The following is a 16,926-nucleotide window of genomic DNA, read 5'->3' as shown; positions in this document are numbered from 1 at the left end:
CATGCGACGCGAGTTCAAGCTCCCCGACGTCGGCGAAGGGCTGACGGAGGCCGAGGTCGTCCGCTGGCACGTCGAGGCGGGTGACGCGGTCAAGGTCAACCAGATCGTCGTCGAGATCGAGACGGCCAAGTCGATCGTCGAGCTCCCGATCCCCTGGGACGGGGTGGTCGCGGACCTGCTGGCCGAGGCGGGCCAGACGGTCGACGTCGGCGCCCCCATCATCGCCGTCGAGACCTCCGAGGGCGCCGCTCCCGTCTCGGAGGAGACCAAGGCCCTGGCCGAGGACCTGGTGCCCACGCCTCCGGCGGAGGGCGCCGTCGAGCCCGGGGCCCACGGCAGCCCGGCTCCCAAGGAGGAGCGCCAGGCGGTCCTGGTCGGTTACGGCGTCAAGACCGGCGCCACCAAGCGCCGCCCCCGCAAGCCCCAGGCTCCCGGCCTCCCGGCGAACCCGGTGGCCAACCCCTCCCGCGTGGAGGTGGCCGGCGCCCCTGCCCCTGCCCCTGTCGCGCCGCCGCCGGGCCGGGTCGGCGTCCTCGCCAAGCCACCTGTACGGAAACTGGCCAAAGACCTCGGCGTCGACCTGTCCACCCTCGCCGGCACCGGCCCCGAGGGCTCGATCACCCGCGAGGACGTCCATACCGCTGCGGAGGCCGGGGCGGCCCCGGTCGCCGAGGTGGCGGCACCCGAGCGGCCGGAGGAGCGCATCCCCGTCAAGGGTGTGCGCAAGATGACCGCCCAGGCCATGGTCACCAGCGCCTTCACCGCTCCGCACGTCACCGAGTTCCTCCAGCTCGACGTGACGAACACCATGGAGACGGTGCAGCGCCTGCGCACCTTCCGGGACTTCGCGGACGTCAAGGTGTCCCCGCTGCTGCTGGTGGCCAAGGCGGTCCTCACCGCCGTCAAACGCCATCCGATGATCAACTCGTCGTGGGACGAGGCGGCGCAGGAGATCGTGCTCAAGCGCTACGTGAACCTGGGGATAGCCGCCGCCACCCCCCGCGGCCTCATGGTGCCCAACGTCAAGGACGCCCACACCCTGTCGCTCCCCGAGCTGGCCGGGCGGCTGGCCGAGCTCACGGAGACCGCCAGGGCGGGCCGCACCCAGCCGGCCGAGATGGCCGGCGGCACCTTCACCATCACCAACGTCGGCGTCTTCGGCGTCGACGCCGGCACCCCGATCCTGAACCCCGGCGAGGCCGCCATCCTCGCCGTCGGCCAGATCAGGGACATGCCGTGGGTGGTGGACGGCGAGCTGGCGGTGCGCAAGGTGACCACCCTGGCCCTGTCGTTCGACCACCGCATCGTGGACGGCGAGCTGGGCTCGATGTTCCTGCGCGACGTCGGCGACATGCTGGAGGACCCGCTGCACATGCTGGCCTGGAGCTAGCCGGGAAAGCCTACGGCGACCGCCGGGAGGACCCCTCCCCCGGCGATCGCCGTAGGCCGGGGACACCCGCACCCATCCCGTACAGAGTCACGCCGTCGCGATCTGATACACCTGATCGCATGATTCGCCACATCGTGTTGTTCACCTGGACCGAGGCCGCGACCGACGAGCAGAAGGAGACGGTGACCACCGAGCTGGGCAAGCTGCCCGGCATCATCCCGCAGCTCCGCTCGTACACCGTGGGCCCGGACGCGGGCATCAACCAGGGCAACCACGACTACGCGGTGGTGGCCGACTTCGACGACGTCGACGACTACCTGGTCTACCGCGACCACCCGCAGCATCAGGCGGTGATCGTGGAGCACATCAGGCCGATCCTGGCCTCCCGGGCCGCGGTGCAGCTCAGCCTCTAGATCTCCGGCGGGTTGTTCTCGCGGTGCATCAGCCGGCCCTCGGAAGTGCGGCCCCTCCTGGGGGCCAGCACGACGCTCAGCACCACGCCCACGCCACCGACGATCATGAAGATGAGCCCGACGACGTCCATGTGGACGGCCTTGCCGAACACGTCGGGCTCGATCGCGAATCTCAGGATGGCGCCAAGCGTGAGGAAGAAGATGCTTACCCCGACACCCATGACGACCTCCAGGCAAATGGCGAGTACAGCCACGGTCATACCCGGGTACAGAAGATCACACCCGTAACATCTCAGGCGAGGCAGGACAAAGGCTTGCCGCCGTTGTAGGTGATCATGTCGAGCACGGCGGTGGCCAGGTCGATCGGCGCGCCCAGCGGCCGGCCGTCGAGCTCGGCGTAGGCGCGGTGCAGGTTGCCCACGATGCGCTCGGAGTCCAGCAGCCCGCCCCACTCGCCCAGGTCGGTCTCCCTGGCCGCCTCCAGCGGCGACAGGCCCGCCGCCCGGCCCCGCGCCGCGGTCTCCTGCACGAACCGCAGGTAACCCTCGACCCGGTCGTACGCCTCCGGCCCGCACACCCCGCCGTGGCCCGGCACGACGGTCTCCGCCCCCAGCGCCCTGAGCTGGTCGAGCGCGTCCAGCGCCCCGGCCACCGAGCCCATCAGGACGAACGGCGTGCCGCCGTTGAAGACGAGGTCGCCCGAGAACAGCAGCCGCCGCTCGGGGATCCACACGTACGAGTCGTTCGTCGTGTGCGCGGCGTGGCCCACGTGCCTCACCTCGCACCGCAGGTCGTCGGAGTGCAGGGTGATCCGGTCGGTGAAGGTGAGGAACGGCGGCGCCACCTCCATCTCGCCCCACTCCACCTCGGGCGACCACGCGGCGCGGTAGGTGGGGACGCCGTCGGCCAGGATCTGCTCCCGCACGCCCTCGTGCCCGACGATCGTGGCCTCGGGGAAGAGCCAGTTGCCGAACGTGTGGTCGCCGTGGTGGTGGGTGTTGACCAGCGTGGTGATCGGCCGGTCGGTGACCGTGCCGATGGCCTCGCGGAAGGCCCGCGTACGGCGCTCGGTCGAGCAGGCGTCGACGCAGATCACGCCGCGCCGGCCGGCCAGGAAGCCGGTGTTGTTGATCCACCAGCTCCCGTCGGGCTGGATGTAGGCGAAGACGCCCTCGGACACCTCTTCGACCCGGGGCGGAGGAAGGGGATGATCGTGAGAAGTCGAGCTCATGCCGCGACCGTACTCCCTCGAAGCACCCCCGCCCCCACGGTTTAGAAGGCCTCCTCGGGGAGCTCCATGAGCTCCTGCCCGGTGGAGTCCACGATGCGGCGCTCCGTCGCCAGCCGCGGCAGGACGGTCTTGGCGAAGAACGAGGCAGCGGCCACCTTGCCCAGGTAGAACGGGTCCTCGCCGTCGGCCAGCCTGGCCAGCGCCACCTCGGCCTGCCGCAGCAGCAGCCAGCCGATCACCAGGTCGCCCAGCGCGAGCAGGAGCCGGGTGGTGTTCAGCCCGACCTTGTACACCTCGGCCGGCGCCTCCAGCGAGCCCAGCGCCCAGCCCGCCATGGTGTCACCCATGGCCTTGACCTCGGCGGCGGCCTCCGCGAGGAGCTTGCGCTCCTCCTTGAGCCGGCCGTTGCCCGCCTCCGAGCCGGCGAACTCGCCGATCTCGGCCAGCAGCGACCCGACCGCCGCGCCCTGGTTGCGCAGGATCTTCCGGAAGAACAGGTCCAGGCCCTGGATCGCGGTCGTGCCCTCGTAGAGGGAGTCGATCTTGGCGTCCCGGATGTACTGCTCGATCGGGTAGTCCTGCAGGTAGCCCGAGCCGCCGAGGGTCTGCAGCGAGCGGGAGAGCAGCTCATACGACCGCTCGGAGCCGACGCCCTTGACGATGGGCAGCAGCAGGTCGTTCATCTCACTGGCGTGCCGGTCGTCGGGGTCGACCAGGAGGGTGTCCTGGAACGTGGCCGTGTAGAGCACCAGGGCCCGCATGCCCTCGGCGTACGACTTCTGCAGCATGAGCTCGCGCCGCACGTCCGGGTGGTGGGTGACGGCCACCCGCGGGGCGGCCTTGTCGGCCATCCGGGTCAGGTCCGCACCCTGCAGGCGCGACTTGGCGTACTCCAGCGCGTTCAGGTAGCCGGTGGAGAGTGTGGCGATGGCCTTGGTGCCGACCATCATGCGGGCGTGCTCGATGACCATGAACATCTGCCTGATGCCCTCGTGGACGTCGCCCACCAGCCAGCCGACGGCCGGGTGCTTGTCGCCGAACGTCAGCTCGCACGTCGTGGAGACCTTGAGCCCCATCTTCTTCTCGACGTTGGTGACGTAGACGCCGTTGCGCTCGCCCAGCTCGCCGGTCTCGAGATTCACGTGGAACTTCGGCACCAGGAACATCGACAGCCCCTTGGTGCCCGGGCCGTGGCCCTCGGGGCGGGCCAGCACGAGGTGGAAGATGTTCTCGGTCATGTCGTGCTCGGCGCTGGTGATGAAGCGCTTGACGCCCTCGATGTGCCAGCTGCCGTCCTCCTGGCGCACCGCCTTGGCCCGCCCGGCGCCCACGTCGGAGCCGGCGTCCGGCTCGGTGAGGACCATCGTGGCGCCCCACTCGCGCTCGATGGCCAGCTCGGCGAAGCGCTTCTGCTCCGGCGTGCCGACCTTCCACAGCGTGTAGGCGAAGTTGGGGCCCGCGGCGTACATGTACAGCGCCGGGTTCGCGCCCAGCACCATCTCGGCCGTGGCCCAGGCCAGGCTCCTCGGGATGCCGGGGCCGCCCAGCTCGGGGGGCAGGTCGAGGTTGGCCCAGCCGCCGTCCACCAGCGCCTTGTAGGACTTCTTGAAGCCCTCGGGCACCTTCACGGAGCTGGTCGCGGCGTCGAACACCGGCGGGTTCCTGTCGCCCTCCTCGAAGGAGTCGGCCAGGACGCCGGAGGCCAGCCTGTTGACCTCGTCAAGGATGCCCCGGGCGACCTCCTCGTCCACGTCCGCAAAGGGCCCTGTGCCGAGGATCTCGCGTCGCCCGAACACCTCGAAGAGGTTGAATTCCAGGTCTCGCACGTTGCTCTTGTAGTGGCCCATGGGGTCGATCTCCTTGAACCGAGGGGTATTCGTACTGGCGAGTAACCTTACTCTGCAATGCTACCCGCGGGTAACCCCAGGTATGCGTGGCATGCTCGTCTCCATGGACGCCGAAGAACTCGCCGCGAGATGGCGAGAGCGCCTGGAATCATGGGCCATTCCCGACAAGATCATGGCCAAGGTTTCCGCCGACCCCTGGAGTCACTCGCCCGAGCGGTTCGGCACCCGTACCGACAGGGCGCTGGCCGAGCCGGACGACGGCCCCACCATGTCCCGGCTCTCGGAGGCGCTGCCCGACAAGGGCACGCTGCTCGACGTGGGCTCGGGCCCCGGCGCCTCGTCCCTGCCGCTGCACGAGCGCATCGGCCACCTCTACGCGGTGGACACCTCGGCGTCGATGCTGGAGGGGCTGACCGCCCGGGCTGAGAAGCTCGGCGTGCCGGTCACGGCGATCGAGGGGCGCTGGCCCGACGTGGCCGGGCGGGTGCCCATGGTGGACGTCACCATCGCCGCTCACGTGATCTACAACGTCCTCGACCTGGCCGACTTCCTGCGGGCCCTCGACGAGCGCACGCAGGGGCGGGTGGTGCTGGAGCTCACGCACCGCCATCCCATGAGCTGGATGGCGCCGCTGTGGCAGCACTTCCACGGGGTGGACCGGCCGGTCCGGCCCATCGCCGAGGACTGCGTGGCGCTGGCCGCGGCGCTCGGCTACCCGGTGCAGGTGGAGGAACGGGAAGCTCCCCTGGAACGATTCACCTCGCTGGAGGACCTGGCGGCCAGCGCGTGCCGCAGGGTGTGCCTCGACCCGTCCAGGGCGGAGGAGGTCGCGGCCACGGTGATGGAGCTGGGCATGTGGCCGTTGCCGCGCGACCGATGGGTCACCATCTGGTGGGAATGATCCCGTCGAGGGCCGCGTTCTTGCCCATGAGCTGACAGCTCCCGGACGAGACGCGCCGTACCCGGAACGCCAAGACGACGCACGCACTGATGTCTCGTCCCAAGGGAGTTCTGATCATGGCGTGGATCGTCCTCGTGCTGGCCGGCGTCTTCGAAGTCGTCATGGCCCTTTCGCTCAAGCTCAGCAACGGCTTCGGCAACCTGTGGTGGACCCTGTCGTTCCTCGTCACGGCCGTGCTGAGCTTCGGCCTGCTCTCGTACGCGCTCAAGACCCTCGAAGTCGGCACCGCGTACGCCGTCTGGACCGGCGTCGGCGCGGCGGGCACCGCGGTGCTGGGCATGATCGCCATGGGGGACGAGGTCTCGCCGGCGCGCATCGTCTCGATCGCGCTGATCCTGGCGGGGGTCATCGGCCTGCGGGTGCTCGCCTGACCTTGACGTTTCGGCTCGTCACGGGTTGGGTGTCTGGGTGATCGAAATTCATGCCGTGACCATCGACGCCGCCGACCCGTACGAGATCGCCACCTGGTGGAGCAAGGCCACCGGGCTGCCGCTCGGCGAGGGTGACAAGCCGGGCGACGACGAGGTCATGCTGCGGACCAAGCAGGACCCGTTCCTGCTGTTCATCCGCGTGCCCGAGGGCAAGACCGTGAAGAACCGGGTCCACCTCGACGTCAACGGCACCGAGGGCAGGACCCGCGACCAGGAGGTCGAGCGGCTGATCGGGCTGGGCGCGACCGTCCACGACGACCTGCGGCAGCCCGACGGCACCGGCTGGGTGACGATGCTCGACCCGGAGGGCAACGAGTTCTGCGTGTGCCGGAGCCAGGCGGAGCGGGAGGCGCAGGGCTGAGCTCACCGGGCGGAATCGGCGCGACCCCGCATGGTGAGGGTCAGGATGCCGGCGATCAGGTAGACCAGCGCGCCGTGCCACAGGGCCTGCACGCCGGAGCCGAACACCCCTTCGTGGTCGAGCACGAGCTGCACCGGGTAGTCCAGCACGGCCGTGATGGCCGCGGGCAGCAGCGCGAACTTCCACGGGTGCTTCAGCGACCAGAGGCGGGCCTGGCGGGTCACCCGGTCGCCCTCGTGCGGCTTGGACACCGCGCCGATCGCGGCGATCAGGGCGAACAGGCTGATCCCCAGGCCCAGCGCCCACACCAGGTCGCCACCGCCCGTGAGCACGCCCAGGCCGAAGCTGGTCGCGGCGACGGCGCCGCCACCGACGGCGGCGGCCTTCCAGGGGGCGCCGCGGAGCGCGGCACCCGACAGCGAGACTTCGTCTCGTCGGCTGATTTCGTTCATGTCACTCATGGTGCCTTTTCGGCCCCCTTGGGGGCATCGGGGACGGACCCTGAGCCATCCCTGACATCATTCGGACATGCAGCAAAGTGAGAAAGTGCTCTTCCGCGAGGCCCGCAAGGAGGATGTGCCGGCGATCGTGGCGATGCTGGCCGACGACCATCTCGGCGCCACGCGCGAGGGCGACCCCGGCGACGGGCGCTACCTGGCGGCGTTCGAGCGGATCGACGCCAACCCGTACGACGAGCTGATCGTCGCCGAGCAGGACGGCGAGGTGGTGGGCACGATGCAGCTCACGTACCTGGCCGGGCTGTCGCGGCTGGGCGCCGAGCGGTGCCAGATCGAGGCCGTCAGGGTCGCCGCCGCCGCCCGCGGCCAGGGCCTCGGCGGCCGGATGATCAAGTGGGCCGTCGACCGGGCCCGGGAGCGCGGCTGCGTCATCGTGCAGCTCACCTCCGACAAGTCACGTACGGACGCGCACCGCTTCTACGACAACCTCGGCTTCACGGCCTCCCACGAGGGCTACAAGCTCTCGCTGAGCTGAGCCAGCATCCAGTGGCACCAGTCGGCCCGGTGCCGCTCATAGCTCAGCCCGCAGCGCAACGTGGCGTAGTTGCCGAACCGGGGATCGCCGAAGGCGGGCGGCCCGTCGAATGACGCCTCCTGCCGCTCGTACTCGGCCAGCCGCTCCTCGTGCGCGGCGAGCTGGTCGGCGAACATCCGCCTGACCAGCTCCGGCTCGGCCAGCCACGACGCGTACGTCTTCAGCACCAGCTCGTCGCGCTCCGGCCGCTCCCGGGGCGGCTCGGTGACCCATTCCCGCAGCGCCACCCCGCCCTCGGCGGTCAGGTGGTAGACCTTCCTGCCCTGCGGCCCCGGCCCGTGCTCGGCCTCGAACCCGACCAGCCCCCCGGCCCGCAGCTTCTGCAGCTCGGCGTGGATCTGGCTGTGCCCGGCCGTCCAGAAGTAGCCGACGGGCCGCCGCATGGCCGCGGCGAGGTCGTACCCCGTGCGCTCGCCGCGCGCCAGCACGGCGAGGATCGCGAATCCCAGCGTTGAGGTCATGGTTCGCCCAAGGATATGGTGCTCCTACAACTATGTCAGTTATGACATAGTTGAGCGGGAAAGGGCGGCCATGCGCGCGTTGGTAGGTGTGGTGGGGCTCATGGTGGGAGTGCTGACGGCCTGCGGGGGCGCGGCCAGCACCGGTGCCGCGGCGCCCGGCCCGAGCATGGCTCCCGCGGCGACGAGTCCGGCCCCGGTTTCCGAGGCGACGACGTCGGCCCCGATTCCCACGGGGCCGAACGTCTCCGGGTGCTTCACCGAGGCGGACGGCAAGATCTTCAAGCACGACGGCGACCTGCCCGGCGTGATCACCGGCGACGGCCCGGTGGGCGTGGTCATCACCTACGAGCGCCGGGGCAACGTGTGCACGTGGCGGCCCCTGTCGGACCGCCTCGTGGCCGCCGGCTACCGCGTCCTGCTGTACGCCAGGACCTCCGCCATCCTCCCCGAGGACGGCGCCGTCGCCATGGCCAAACGCCTGGCCAAGGAGCCGGGCGTCAAGCGGATCTTCCTGGTCGGCGGCTCGATCGGCGCCACCACCGCCGTCCCCGCCGCCCTGCGGCTCGGCTCGGAAGTGGCCGGCGTGGTGGCCGTCTCAGGCGAGATCAGCGCGGAGAACGCGGCCAGACTGACCGTCCCGCTCCTGCAGATCGGCTCCGCGAACGACGGGTACGGCGGCGCCGACGACCTGGCCAGGGCGCACGCCGCCGCCACGAAGGCCCCCGACAACCAGATGATGGTCATCCCGGGGGAGAGCCTGCACGCCTCGGCGCTGTTCGCCAGCCCTCACGGGAAGGACGTGCTCGACCGGATCGTGGCGTTCATGGACCGGCACAAGGGCTGATCTCGACCAGGTTGTCGTGGAAGCCCGGCCCCCTGCCCATGTCCCCGTCCCGCTCGGCCACGACCGCGTTCGGGTTGGCGCCGCCGGGGGTCAGCTTCGGCCAGCGCCCCTTCGGCGAGGCCACCACCCCGGCCGCCACGCGGTCGCTGATCTCCACGTCCGCCAGGAACTCGCCGCCGTCGTTGTGCACGCGTACCCGCTGACCGGCCACCAGCCCCCGGGCCGCCGCGTCGGCCGGGTTGACCAGCACCACCGGGTCCTTGGCGCGGCGGCGCAGCTCCGGGTTGTTGCCGAAGGTCGTGTTGAGGAACGTGTGCGACGCGGGCGTGACCAGCGCCAGCGGGTACGGCGAGCCGCCCCTCGCGCCGGCCGTGTGGGACGGCGTGTACGCCTTGCCCGCCTGCGGGAAGCGCATCCTGCCCGACCGCGTCGGGAAGCCCTCGGCGAACGGGGTGAAGGGCTCGGGGTAGTTCATCCGCACCCAGCCCTCCTTGCGCAGCCGGTCCAGCGTGATGCCCTCCAGCGACGGGTGCCCGCTCGACAGCAGCTGCTCGGCCAGCTCCAGGTCCGAGTCGAACAGCGACGGCTCGGTCATCCCCATGTGCGCCGCCAGCCGCCGGAACGTCTCCGTCGTGGACAGGCACTCGCCGGGCGCAGGCTCGGCGGGCTCGTTCCAGAGCAGGTAGAGGTGCCCGTATCCGGCGTGCAGGTCCTGGTGCTCGGTCTGCATGGTCGCGGGGAGCACGATGTCGGCGTAGTCCACGGTGTCGGTCGGGAACTGCTCCATGACCACCGTGAACAGGTCCTCGCGGGCTAGCTGCCGCCTGATCGCGTTCGCGTCGGGGCTCGAGCCCGCCGGGTTGGCCGCGTACACCCACAGGCATTTCACGTCGTCGAGCTGGGACCCCAGCTTGGTCATGACGAGCGTGCGGACGGGCTTGGCCAGCAGGTCGTCGCGGGTGTCGATGTCGAAGTGCACGTGGCCGCTGGTGGAGTACGCGATGCCGCCGCCGGGGTGGCGCCAGTCGCCGGTGACGCCGGGGATCGAGGCGAGCGTGCGCAGCGCGGTGCCGCCGCCCTGGTGCCGCTGGAGGCCCTGCGTGGCGCGGATGGCGGTCGGGCGGGTGCGGGCGAGCCGTATCCCCAGGCTGTGGATGGCGGAGGCGGGGATGCCGGTGATTTCAGCCACAACCTCGACCGGATATTTCAGGATTTCCTGGCGGAAGTCCTCCCAGCCTTCGGTGTGCTCGGCCAGGAACTCCTCATCCTGCGCGTTCTCCGCCAGCACGACGTTGAGCAGCCCGAGCGCGAGCGCCGCGTCCGTGCCCGGCCTGATCGCCAGGTACTCGTCGGCCTGGTCGGCCGTCCTGGTGCGGATCGGGTCGATGGCGACGACGTGCGCGCCGTCCGCCCGCGCGTCCTGGATGAACTTCCACAGGTGGTGGCCGCTGGTCAGCGTGTTCGTGCCCCAGAGCAGGATCAGCTTCGCCAGCGCGAAGTTCTCGGGGTCCATGCCGCCCGGGGTGCCGTTCGTCCGCATCAGGCCGCTGCTGCCGGCCGCCGAGCAGATGTTGAGCCAGTGCTTGGAGGCGCCCAGCATGTTCCAGAACCGCCGCCCGGCCACGCCCTCGCAGCCCTGCAGGTAGCCGAGCGTGCCGGTGCCCAGGTACGGCCAGATGGTCTCCCCGCCGTGCTCCTCGACGATGCCGCGCAGCCGCACCGAGATCTCGTCGAGCGCCTCGTCCCAGGTGATGCGCTCGAACTGGCCGGAGCCCTTGGGGCCGATGCGGCGCATGGGGTGCAGGATGCGGTCGTCCGCCCGGGTGTGCTCGAGGTAACGGTTGACCTTCACGCACAGGGCGCCCCTGGTGTACGGGTGGTCGGGGTTGCCGCGGAGCTTGGCGGCCCGGCCGTTCTCCACGGTGACTATCCAGGAGCAGCCATCCGGGCAGTCCAGCGGACACGCCCCCAAAACCCTCAATTCACCCGACATGGGACACAGACTACGTCCCGCACCTGGAATGACGGCAGACGCGGAAATGCGTGTAGCCTGCCCGGTGCGACGATTGCGGGGGCGATTGAGGACACTGGAAGCCTAGAGATCGCACGGTCCGGCCGGGAAGGTGCAGAATCGCTGTCGGTGGCCGAAATCAGGGAACGAGATGACACGGAGGACCTCGAGGGGGATCCAGCCGTGGATGAGTCACGCGCGGACAGCGACGTCTACGTTGTAGAGCCGCTGCTGCCCCAGCGTCTTCGCCGCCCCTCCGACCTGCTGCGCTTCTTCGCCACACTCATCGTGCTCGGCGCGGTCGTCCTGCTCGCGCTGGTCGCCAAGCAGACGCTCATCGGCCTGGAGGCCGACGTCAAGGAGGGCGCGCAGCTCGTACCGCTGCTCAGCAGGATCGCCGCGTTCCTCGGTGGCGCGGCCGTGCTCATCGTGCCCGCGGCTTTCGCCGTCGAACGCGTCTTCCACCGCGACGGGCTCCGCGTCGCCGAAGGGCTGATCGCCGCGATCATCGGCATGGCCGGGTCGTTCCTGCTCGGGCAGTGGCTGGTCGCCGGCAACGCCGAGGACCTGCGCGTGCTGCTGACCGGCGACCGGACGATCGAGCCGGTGAACACGCTGCTCACCTCGGTGGTCGCGTACGCCACCGCCGTCCGCATCTCCCGCCGCCCCACCTGGCGCATGCTGATGTGGACCACGATCGCCCTCTACGTCCTCGCGTTCTTCTCCGGCCGGCAGATCACGATCCCGAGCGCCATCGTCACGGTGCTGGTCGGCATGGTCATCGGCTACGCCACCCTCTACGGCGTCGGCAGCCCCAACACCAGGCCGGCGGGCAGTGCCCTGGTGGCCGCGCTGCGCAAGCTGTCGTTCGCGGTGGTCTCGGCCCGCCGCATCGAGGACGACCACCAGGGCAGCCGCCGCTACGCCATCGGGCTCAAGGACGGCACCAGCCTCGACGTCACCGTGCTCGACCGCGACCGGCAGGTGGCCGGGCTGCCGTACCGGCTGTGGCGGCGCATCCGGCTCAACTCCGAGACCAGGCGCAGAGCCATCAGGTCGCTCCGGGCGGAGCTGGAGCGCGAGGCGCTCATGGCGTACGCGGCCCAGGCGGCCGGCGCGAGCACCCCCAGGCTGCTCGGCACCAGCGAGATCGGCACCGAGGCCGCGATGCTCGCGTACGAGCACATCGAGACGCGCCCCCTCGACGAGGTGCCCGACGAGCAGATCGACGACGAGCTGCTCGCCCAGATCTGGGAGCAGGTGGAGCTGCTGCAGATCCAGCGCCTGGCGCACCGGCGGCTCACCGGCGACAGCATCCACCTCGACCGGGCGGGCCGCGTCGTGCTGACCGACGCGCGCAGCGGCGAGATCGCCGCCGGCGACCTGCTGCTCAGGCTCGACATCGCCCAGCTGCTCACCTACCTGGCGCTGCGCGTCGGCCCGGAGCGCTCCGTACGGACGGCGGCGGCCGTCATGGGGCCCGACACGCTGGCCGCCGCCATGCCGCTGCTCCAGCGCATCGCGCTGACCAGGGAGACCCGTTCGGCCCTGTCGAAGAACAAGAACCTGCTGGCCGGCATCCGCGAGCACATCGTCGCGCTCAAGCCGCAGGGCAAGGTCGACGAAGTACGCCTCGAACGCTTCAAACCGCGCACCCTGATCACGATCATCGCCAGCACGCTGGCCGCGTACATCGTGCTCTCCCAGCTCAGCCGGGTCGACATCTACCGGGTGGTCACCACGGCCAACTGGGCCTGGTCCGGGGTGGCGCTGGTCGCGTCGTTCGTCAGCTTCGTGGCCGCGGCCCTGATGCTGCGGGGCTTCGTGCCCGAGCCGCTGCCGCTCTGGCGTACCGTGCTCGTGCAGTTCGCCTCGTCGTTCGTCAAGCTCGTCGCGCCCGCCGCCGTGGGCGGCGTCGCGATCAACACCCGCTACCTGCAGAAGCGCGGCATCTCGCCGGCCAGCGCGGTGGCCAGCGTGGGGGCCTCACAGCTCATCATGCTGGTCTTCCACATCGCGCTGCTGCTGCTGTTCGCCTACATCACCGGCTCCACCACGACCACGTCGTTCACCCCGTCGCGCGGCCTCGTCCTGGTGCTGCTCGCGGTCGCGGTGCTGGTCGTGGTGGTGCTCGGCGTGCCGCCGCTGCGCAGGCTGGTGACCTCCAGGATGCGCAAGCTGTTCTCGAACGTGCTGCCCAGGCTGCTCGACGTGCTGCAGTCGCCGCGCAAGATGGTGGAGGCGTGCACGGGCACGCTCATGATCACCCTGGCGTTCGTGCTCTGCCTGGACGCCTGCGTGGCCGCGTTCGGCGGCTCGCTCAGCTTCACCGCCGTCGCGGTCGTCTACCTCACGGCCAACGCCATCGGCTCGGCCGCGCCCACACCGGGCGGTCTGGGCGCGGTCGAACTCGCGCTCGCGGGCGGCCTGACCGTGGCCGGCGTGCCCGCCGAGCTGGCCACCTCGGCCGTGCTGCTGCACCGGCTGCTCACGTTCTGGCTCCCGGTGCTGCCCGGCTGGGCCGCCTTCACCTACCTCCAGCGGCACGAATCCCTGTGATCAACGGGCCGTGTAGCGCTCGGTGATCTTGTCGATGGCCCCCAGCTCGTCCTCCGTGAAGGCCGGGCCGTCCACGCACGCCACGTTGTCCTCCAACTGCCGCACGCTGCTGGCCCCGATGAGCACGCTCGTCACCCGCGGGTCCCTGAGCGTCCACGACAGCGCCATCTGGGCCAGCGTCTGGCCGCGGCCCCTGGCGATCTCGTCGAGGCCGCGGGCCAGGTCGAGGTCGATCCGGTCGGCGCTGAGGAACCTGCTCGTCGCCGCCCGCGAGTCCGCCGGCACGCCGCCGAGGTAGCGGTCGGTCAGCAGGCCCTGGGCCAGCGGCGAGAACACGATGCAGCCCATGCCCGCCTCCTCCACCGCGTCGAGCAGCCCGTCCTCGATCCACCGGTTGATCATCGAGTAGGACGGCTGGTGGATGAGCAGCGGCGTGCCCAGCTCGCGCATGATCCGCGCGGCCTGGGCGGTCTGCTCGGCCGAGTAGTTGGAGATGCCCGCGTAGAGCGCCTTGCCCGAGCGCACGGCCCGGTCGAGCGCCCCCATGGTCTCCTCCAGCGGCGTCCCCGGGTCGGGGCGGTGGCTGTAGAAGATGTCGACGTACTCCAGCCCCATGCGCTTCAGCGACTGGTCGAGGCTGGCCAGGACGTACTTGCGCGATCCCCACTCGCCGTACGGGCCCGGCCACATGTCGTAGCCGGCCTTGGTGGAGATGATCAGCTCGTCCCGGTACGGGGTGAAGTCCTCGCGCAGGATGCGGCCGAAGTTCGTCTCCGCCGAGCCGTACGGGACGCCGTAGTTGTTGGCCAGGTCGAAGTGCGTCACCCCGAGGTCGAACGCGCGCCGCAGGATCGCCCGCGAGTTCTCGATCGGGCGGGTGTCGCCGAAGTTGTGCCACAGGCCCAGGGAGACCGCGGGCAGCTTCAGCCCGCTGCGGCCGCTGCGGTTGTACGGCTGCCGCTCGTAGCGGCTGTCGTCGGCCTGATAGGTCATGAGGTGCCCCTCTCGATGATCCAGGAGAGCGCGAAGGCCTCTTCGCGCCAGGCGTCGTAGCGCCCGCTGCGGCCGCCGTGCCCGGCGCCCATCTCCGTCTTGAGCAGGAACGGCCCGCCGTTCGCCGTCGCCCGCAGCCGGGCGATCCACTTCGCGGGCTCGTGGTAGAGGACGCGGGTGTCGTTCAGGCTGGTGATGGCCAGGATCGGCGGGTACGCGCGGCCGTCCACGTTCTCGTACGGGGTGTAGCTCTTCATGTAGGCGTAGACGTCGGGGTTGTGCAGCGGGTCGCCCCACTCGTCCCATTCGATCACAGTGAGCGGGAGCGACGGATCCAGGATGGTGTTCAGCGCGTCCACGAACGGCACCTCGGCCACCACACCCGCGAACTCCTCCGGCGCCAGGTTCGCGACCGCGCCCATCAGCAGGCCGCCGGCCGAGCCGCCCCTCGCGATGACCCGCTCGCTCCAGCCGGTCGCCTTCAGGTGCCTGGCCACGGCCACGAAGTCGGTGAACGTGTTGCGCTTGCTGGTGAGCTTGCCGTCCTCGTACCAGCGACGGCCCATCTCACCGCCGCCCCTGATGTGCGCGACGGCGAAGACGAACCCGCGGTCGAGCAGCGAGAGCCTCGGGACCGAGAAGCCGGGGTCGATGGAGGTCTCGTAGCTGCCGTACCCGTACAGAACGGTCGGCGCGGGCTTTGCGGAGTCCTTGCGCTTCACGATGGACACCGGGATCCTCGTGCCGTCCTCGGCCGTGGCCCACTCGCGGAACTGCTCGTAGTCGGCCGGGTCGTAGCCGCCCAGCACCGGGCGCCGCTTGAGCAGGATCAGCTCGTGCGTGTCGAGCTCGTAGTCGTACACGCTGGGCGGGGTGACCATGCTCGTGTAGGCCAGCCGGAGCCGCGTCGTGGTGAACTCGGGGTTGCCCGCGGGCCCGACGTCGTAGAGCGGCTCGGGGAAGTCGATCTCGTAGGCGTTCCGCTCGGCGGCCTCGATCCGCTCGCGCCAACCTTGGACGTCGCCCGGGTACGGCAGCACGCGCAGGCCGGTCAGCCCGTCGCGGCGGAAGTGCACCACGGCGTGGTCGGAGAAGGCGTCGATCTCCAGGAGCCTGGTGTCGTCCCGGTGGGCGATCAGCGGCGTCCAGGTGCCGGGGGCGTCGAGCGGGGCGGTGGCCAGCTCGAAGTTCTCGGCGTTCTCGTTGTGGAGCACGTAGAAGAAGTCGCCCGCGTGCTCGACGCCGTATTCGACGCCGGTCTTCCTGGGGCGCACGACCGTGAACTCACCGGCGGGATCGGTGGCGTCGAGAATGCGCACCTCACTGGTGATCTTGCTGCCCGCGCCGAGCACGAGGTATTTCTCGCTGCGCGTGAGGCCGATGCCGACCCAGTAACGCTCGTCGGACTCCTCGTAGACCAGCACGTCCTCTTCGGTGCCGAGCGTGTGCCGGTAGACCTGGAACGGGCGCCAGGCGTCGTCGACGCGCGTGTAGAAGAACGTCGAGCCGTCGGCCGACCAGGCGCCGCCGTAGAAGATGTCGGTGATCTCGTCGGGGAGCAGTTCGCCTGTTTCGAGGTTCTTGAACTTCAGCGTGAATCGCTCGTCGCCCTTGAAGTCGGTCGAATAGGCCAGCATCGTGCCGTCGGGCGAGACGGAGCTGGTGCCGATCGAGAAGAACGGGCTGTCGCCGGCGAGCTCGTTGCCGTCGAGAATCACCTCCTCGCGTTCGAGAGTGGCACCCGGGGTGATCTCCGGAGGCGCGTCGCTGTCGGCCGGGACCCGGCAGGAGACGGCGTACTGCTTGCCTTCCGAGGTGCGCGAGAAGTACCACCAGGAGCCCTTGCGGCTGGCCACCGAGAGGTCGGTTTCCTGCGTGCGGCCCTTGATCTCCTGGAACACCTGCTCCTGGAGATCGGAGAGGTGAGCGGTCTGCTGTTTGAGAAACTCGTTCTCCGCCTCCAGATAGGCGGTGGTATCGGGATCTTCCTTGTTGCTCAGCCAGGCGTACTCGTCGATGACGGTGTCACCGTGGTGGGTGCGCTCAGTCGGAACCTTCTTCGCCACTGGCGGCGTGTTACTGCTCACGTGGGGAGTCTATGTTCGGGCGTGATCGATCTGTGTCCGTCGTACGCGGCGATCCGGCACGAGGGGTCGGGAGCGCTGCTAATCTTGAAGAGCCGAAGCAGTCCGGCACAAGCCTTCTTCCTCCTCCATCACGGCTGACGTGCGCGTCCACTCGTGAGGGCTGGTAAGTTAGAGGGGTTGTCCCGGAAGCGGGGCGGGTCTTAATTCCAGCAGGTCGAGCAAGTCGGGTCAATTTGACAGGGACTTGAACGGCTGAAAGAATAAAGACACAACGAAATGAACGC

16 protein-coding genes and 1 riboswitch are annotated in these 16,926 nt (G+C 70.0%); of the genes, 8 read left to right on the top strand and 8 right to left on the bottom strand.

All coding sequences use genetic code 11. The annotated features are described in order from the left end of the window. Position 1: 1 nt before the first annotated feature. Positions 2-1,390, top strand: coding sequence for a dihydrolipoamide acetyltransferase family protein (locus AB0L65_RS48465; RefSeq protein ID WP_364261054.1), 1,389 nt, complete (start codon positions 2-4; stop codon positions 1,388-1,390). Between the two features lie 119 nt (positions 1,391-1,509). Beyond that, positions 1,510-1,803 (top strand): Dabb family protein, encoded by a 294-nt coding sequence (locus AB0L65_RS48460; protein WP_363983999.1) that lies wholly within the window; start codon positions 1,510-1,512, stop codon positions 1,801-1,803. On the opposite strand, the gene AB0L65_RS48455 is transcribed toward AB0L65_RS48460, so the two are convergent. The 3 genes from AB0L65_RS48455 to AB0L65_RS48445 all read right to left on the bottom strand — a co-directional run bounded on the left by AB0L65_RS48455 (position 1,800) and on the right by AB0L65_RS48445 (position 4,881). Next, complete coding sequence (locus AB0L65_RS48455; RefSeq protein ID WP_192788390.1) at positions 1,800-2,024, bottom strand: hypothetical protein; 225 nt, start codon at positions 2,022-2,024, stop codon at positions 1,800-1,802. The two genes, AB0L65_RS48460 and AB0L65_RS48455, sit on opposite strands and share 4 nt — an antisense overlap. A gap of 71 nt (positions 2,025-2,095) precedes the next feature. Next, positions 2,096-3,034, bottom strand: a complete 939-nt coding sequence (locus AB0L65_RS48450) for an MBL fold metallo-hydrolase (protein ID WP_364261051.1) — start codon at positions 3,032-3,034, stop codon at positions 2,096-2,098. A gap of 41 nt (positions 3,035-3,075) precedes the next feature. Continuing rightward, positions 3,076-4,881, bottom strand: a complete 1,806-nt coding sequence (locus tag AB0L65_RS48445) for an acyl-CoA dehydrogenase (protein WP_350737347.1) — start codon at positions 4,879-4,881, stop codon at positions 3,076-3,078. Between the two features lie 103 nt (positions 4,882-4,984). On the opposite strand from AB0L65_RS48445, the gene AB0L65_RS48440 reads away from it, so the two are divergent. The 3 genes from AB0L65_RS48440 (at position 4,985) to AB0L65_RS48430 (ending at position 6,634) form a co-directional block, all read left to right on the top strand. Next, positions 4,985-5,782, top strand: coding sequence for a class I SAM-dependent methyltransferase (locus AB0L65_RS48440; RefSeq protein WP_364261048.1), 798 nt, complete (start codon positions 4,985-4,987; stop codon positions 5,780-5,782). Positions 5,783-5,807: 25 nt separating this feature from the next. Beyond that, a riboswitch (guanidine-III (ykkC-III) riboswitch) is annotated at positions 5,808-5,866 on the top strand. Positions 5,867-5,898: 32 nt separating this feature from the next. Continuing rightward, positions 5,899-6,213, top strand: coding sequence for a multidrug efflux SMR transporter (locus AB0L65_RS48435; protein ID WP_350737341.1), 315 nt, complete (start codon positions 5,899-5,901; stop codon positions 6,211-6,213). Between the two features lie 37 nt (positions 6,214-6,250). Continuing rightward, positions 6,251-6,634 (top strand): VOC family protein, encoded by a 384-nt coding sequence (locus AB0L65_RS48430; protein WP_350737339.1) that lies wholly within the window; start codon positions 6,251-6,253, stop codon positions 6,632-6,634. Positions 6,635-6,636: 2 nt separating this feature from the next. Here the strand turns inward: AB0L65_RS48430 and AB0L65_RS48425 are convergent, their stop codons facing one another. Continuing rightward, positions 6,637-7,086: a hypothetical protein gene (locus AB0L65_RS48425; protein ID WP_350737336.1), complete on the bottom strand. Its 450-nt coding sequence runs from the start codon at positions 7,084-7,086 to the stop codon at positions 6,637-6,639. Between the two features lie 76 nt (positions 7,087-7,162). Here AB0L65_RS48425 and AB0L65_RS48420 point away from each other — a divergent pair, with 76 nt between their 5' ends. Next, positions 7,163-7,627 (top strand): GNAT family N-acetyltransferase, encoded by a 465-nt coding sequence (locus AB0L65_RS48420; RefSeq protein WP_364261045.1) that lies wholly within the window; start codon positions 7,163-7,165, stop codon positions 7,625-7,627. Here the strand turns inward: AB0L65_RS48420 and AB0L65_RS48415 are convergent. Continuing rightward, on the bottom strand, positions 7,606-8,148 hold the full coding sequence (locus AB0L65_RS48415) for a helix-turn-helix transcriptional regulator (protein WP_364261042.1): 543 nt from the start codon (positions 8,146-8,148) through the stop codon (positions 7,606-7,608). The genes AB0L65_RS48420 and AB0L65_RS48415 overlap by 22 nt on opposite strands. Positions 8,149-8,218: 70 nt before the next feature. Between AB0L65_RS48415 and AB0L65_RS48410 the strand changes: the two genes are divergently transcribed. Continuing rightward, positions 8,219-8,992 (top strand): hypothetical protein, encoded by a 774-nt coding sequence (locus AB0L65_RS48410; RefSeq protein ID WP_364261039.1) that lies wholly within the window; start codon positions 8,219-8,221, stop codon positions 8,990-8,992. Here AB0L65_RS48410 and AB0L65_RS48405 read toward each other — a convergent pair. Next, a complete protein-coding gene (locus AB0L65_RS48405) occupies positions 8,970-10,985 on the bottom strand; it encodes a molybdopterin oxidoreductase family protein (protein WP_364261036.1) in 2,016 nt (671 codons plus the stop codon). The genes AB0L65_RS48410 and AB0L65_RS48405 overlap by 23 nt on opposite strands. Positions 10,986-11,186: 201 nt before the next feature. Here AB0L65_RS48405 and AB0L65_RS48400 point away from each other — a divergent pair, with 201 nt between their 5' ends. Beyond that, positions 11,187-13,562 (top strand): lysylphosphatidylglycerol synthase transmembrane domain-containing protein, encoded by a 2,376-nt coding sequence (locus tag AB0L65_RS48400; RefSeq protein WP_364261033.1) that lies wholly within the window; start codon positions 11,187-11,189, stop codon positions 13,560-13,562. Here AB0L65_RS48400 and mgrA read toward each other — a convergent pair whose 3' ends face one another. Beyond that, positions 13,563-14,555, bottom strand: a complete 993-nt coding sequence (gene mgrA / locus AB0L65_RS48395) for an L-glyceraldehyde 3-phosphate reductase (RefSeq protein WP_364261031.1) — start codon at positions 14,553-14,555, stop codon at positions 13,563-13,565. It lies immediately after the preceding gene. Next, a complete protein-coding gene (locus AB0L65_RS48390; RefSeq protein ID WP_364261028.1) occupies positions 14,552-16,642 on the bottom strand; it encodes a S9 family peptidase in 2,091 nt (696 codons plus the stop codon). Before AB0L65_RS48390 ends, mgrA begins: the two co-directional genes overlap by 4 nt. Positions 16,643-16,926 lie beyond the last annotated feature (284 nt).

This window comes from Nonomuraea sp. NPDC052116, assembly GCF_040680035.1.
GTDB lineage: Bacteria > Actinomycetota > Actinomycetes > Streptosporangiales > Streptosporangiaceae > Nonomuraea > Nonomuraea angiospora_A.
This window is presented reverse-complemented; position numbering and strand designations above follow the sequence as displayed.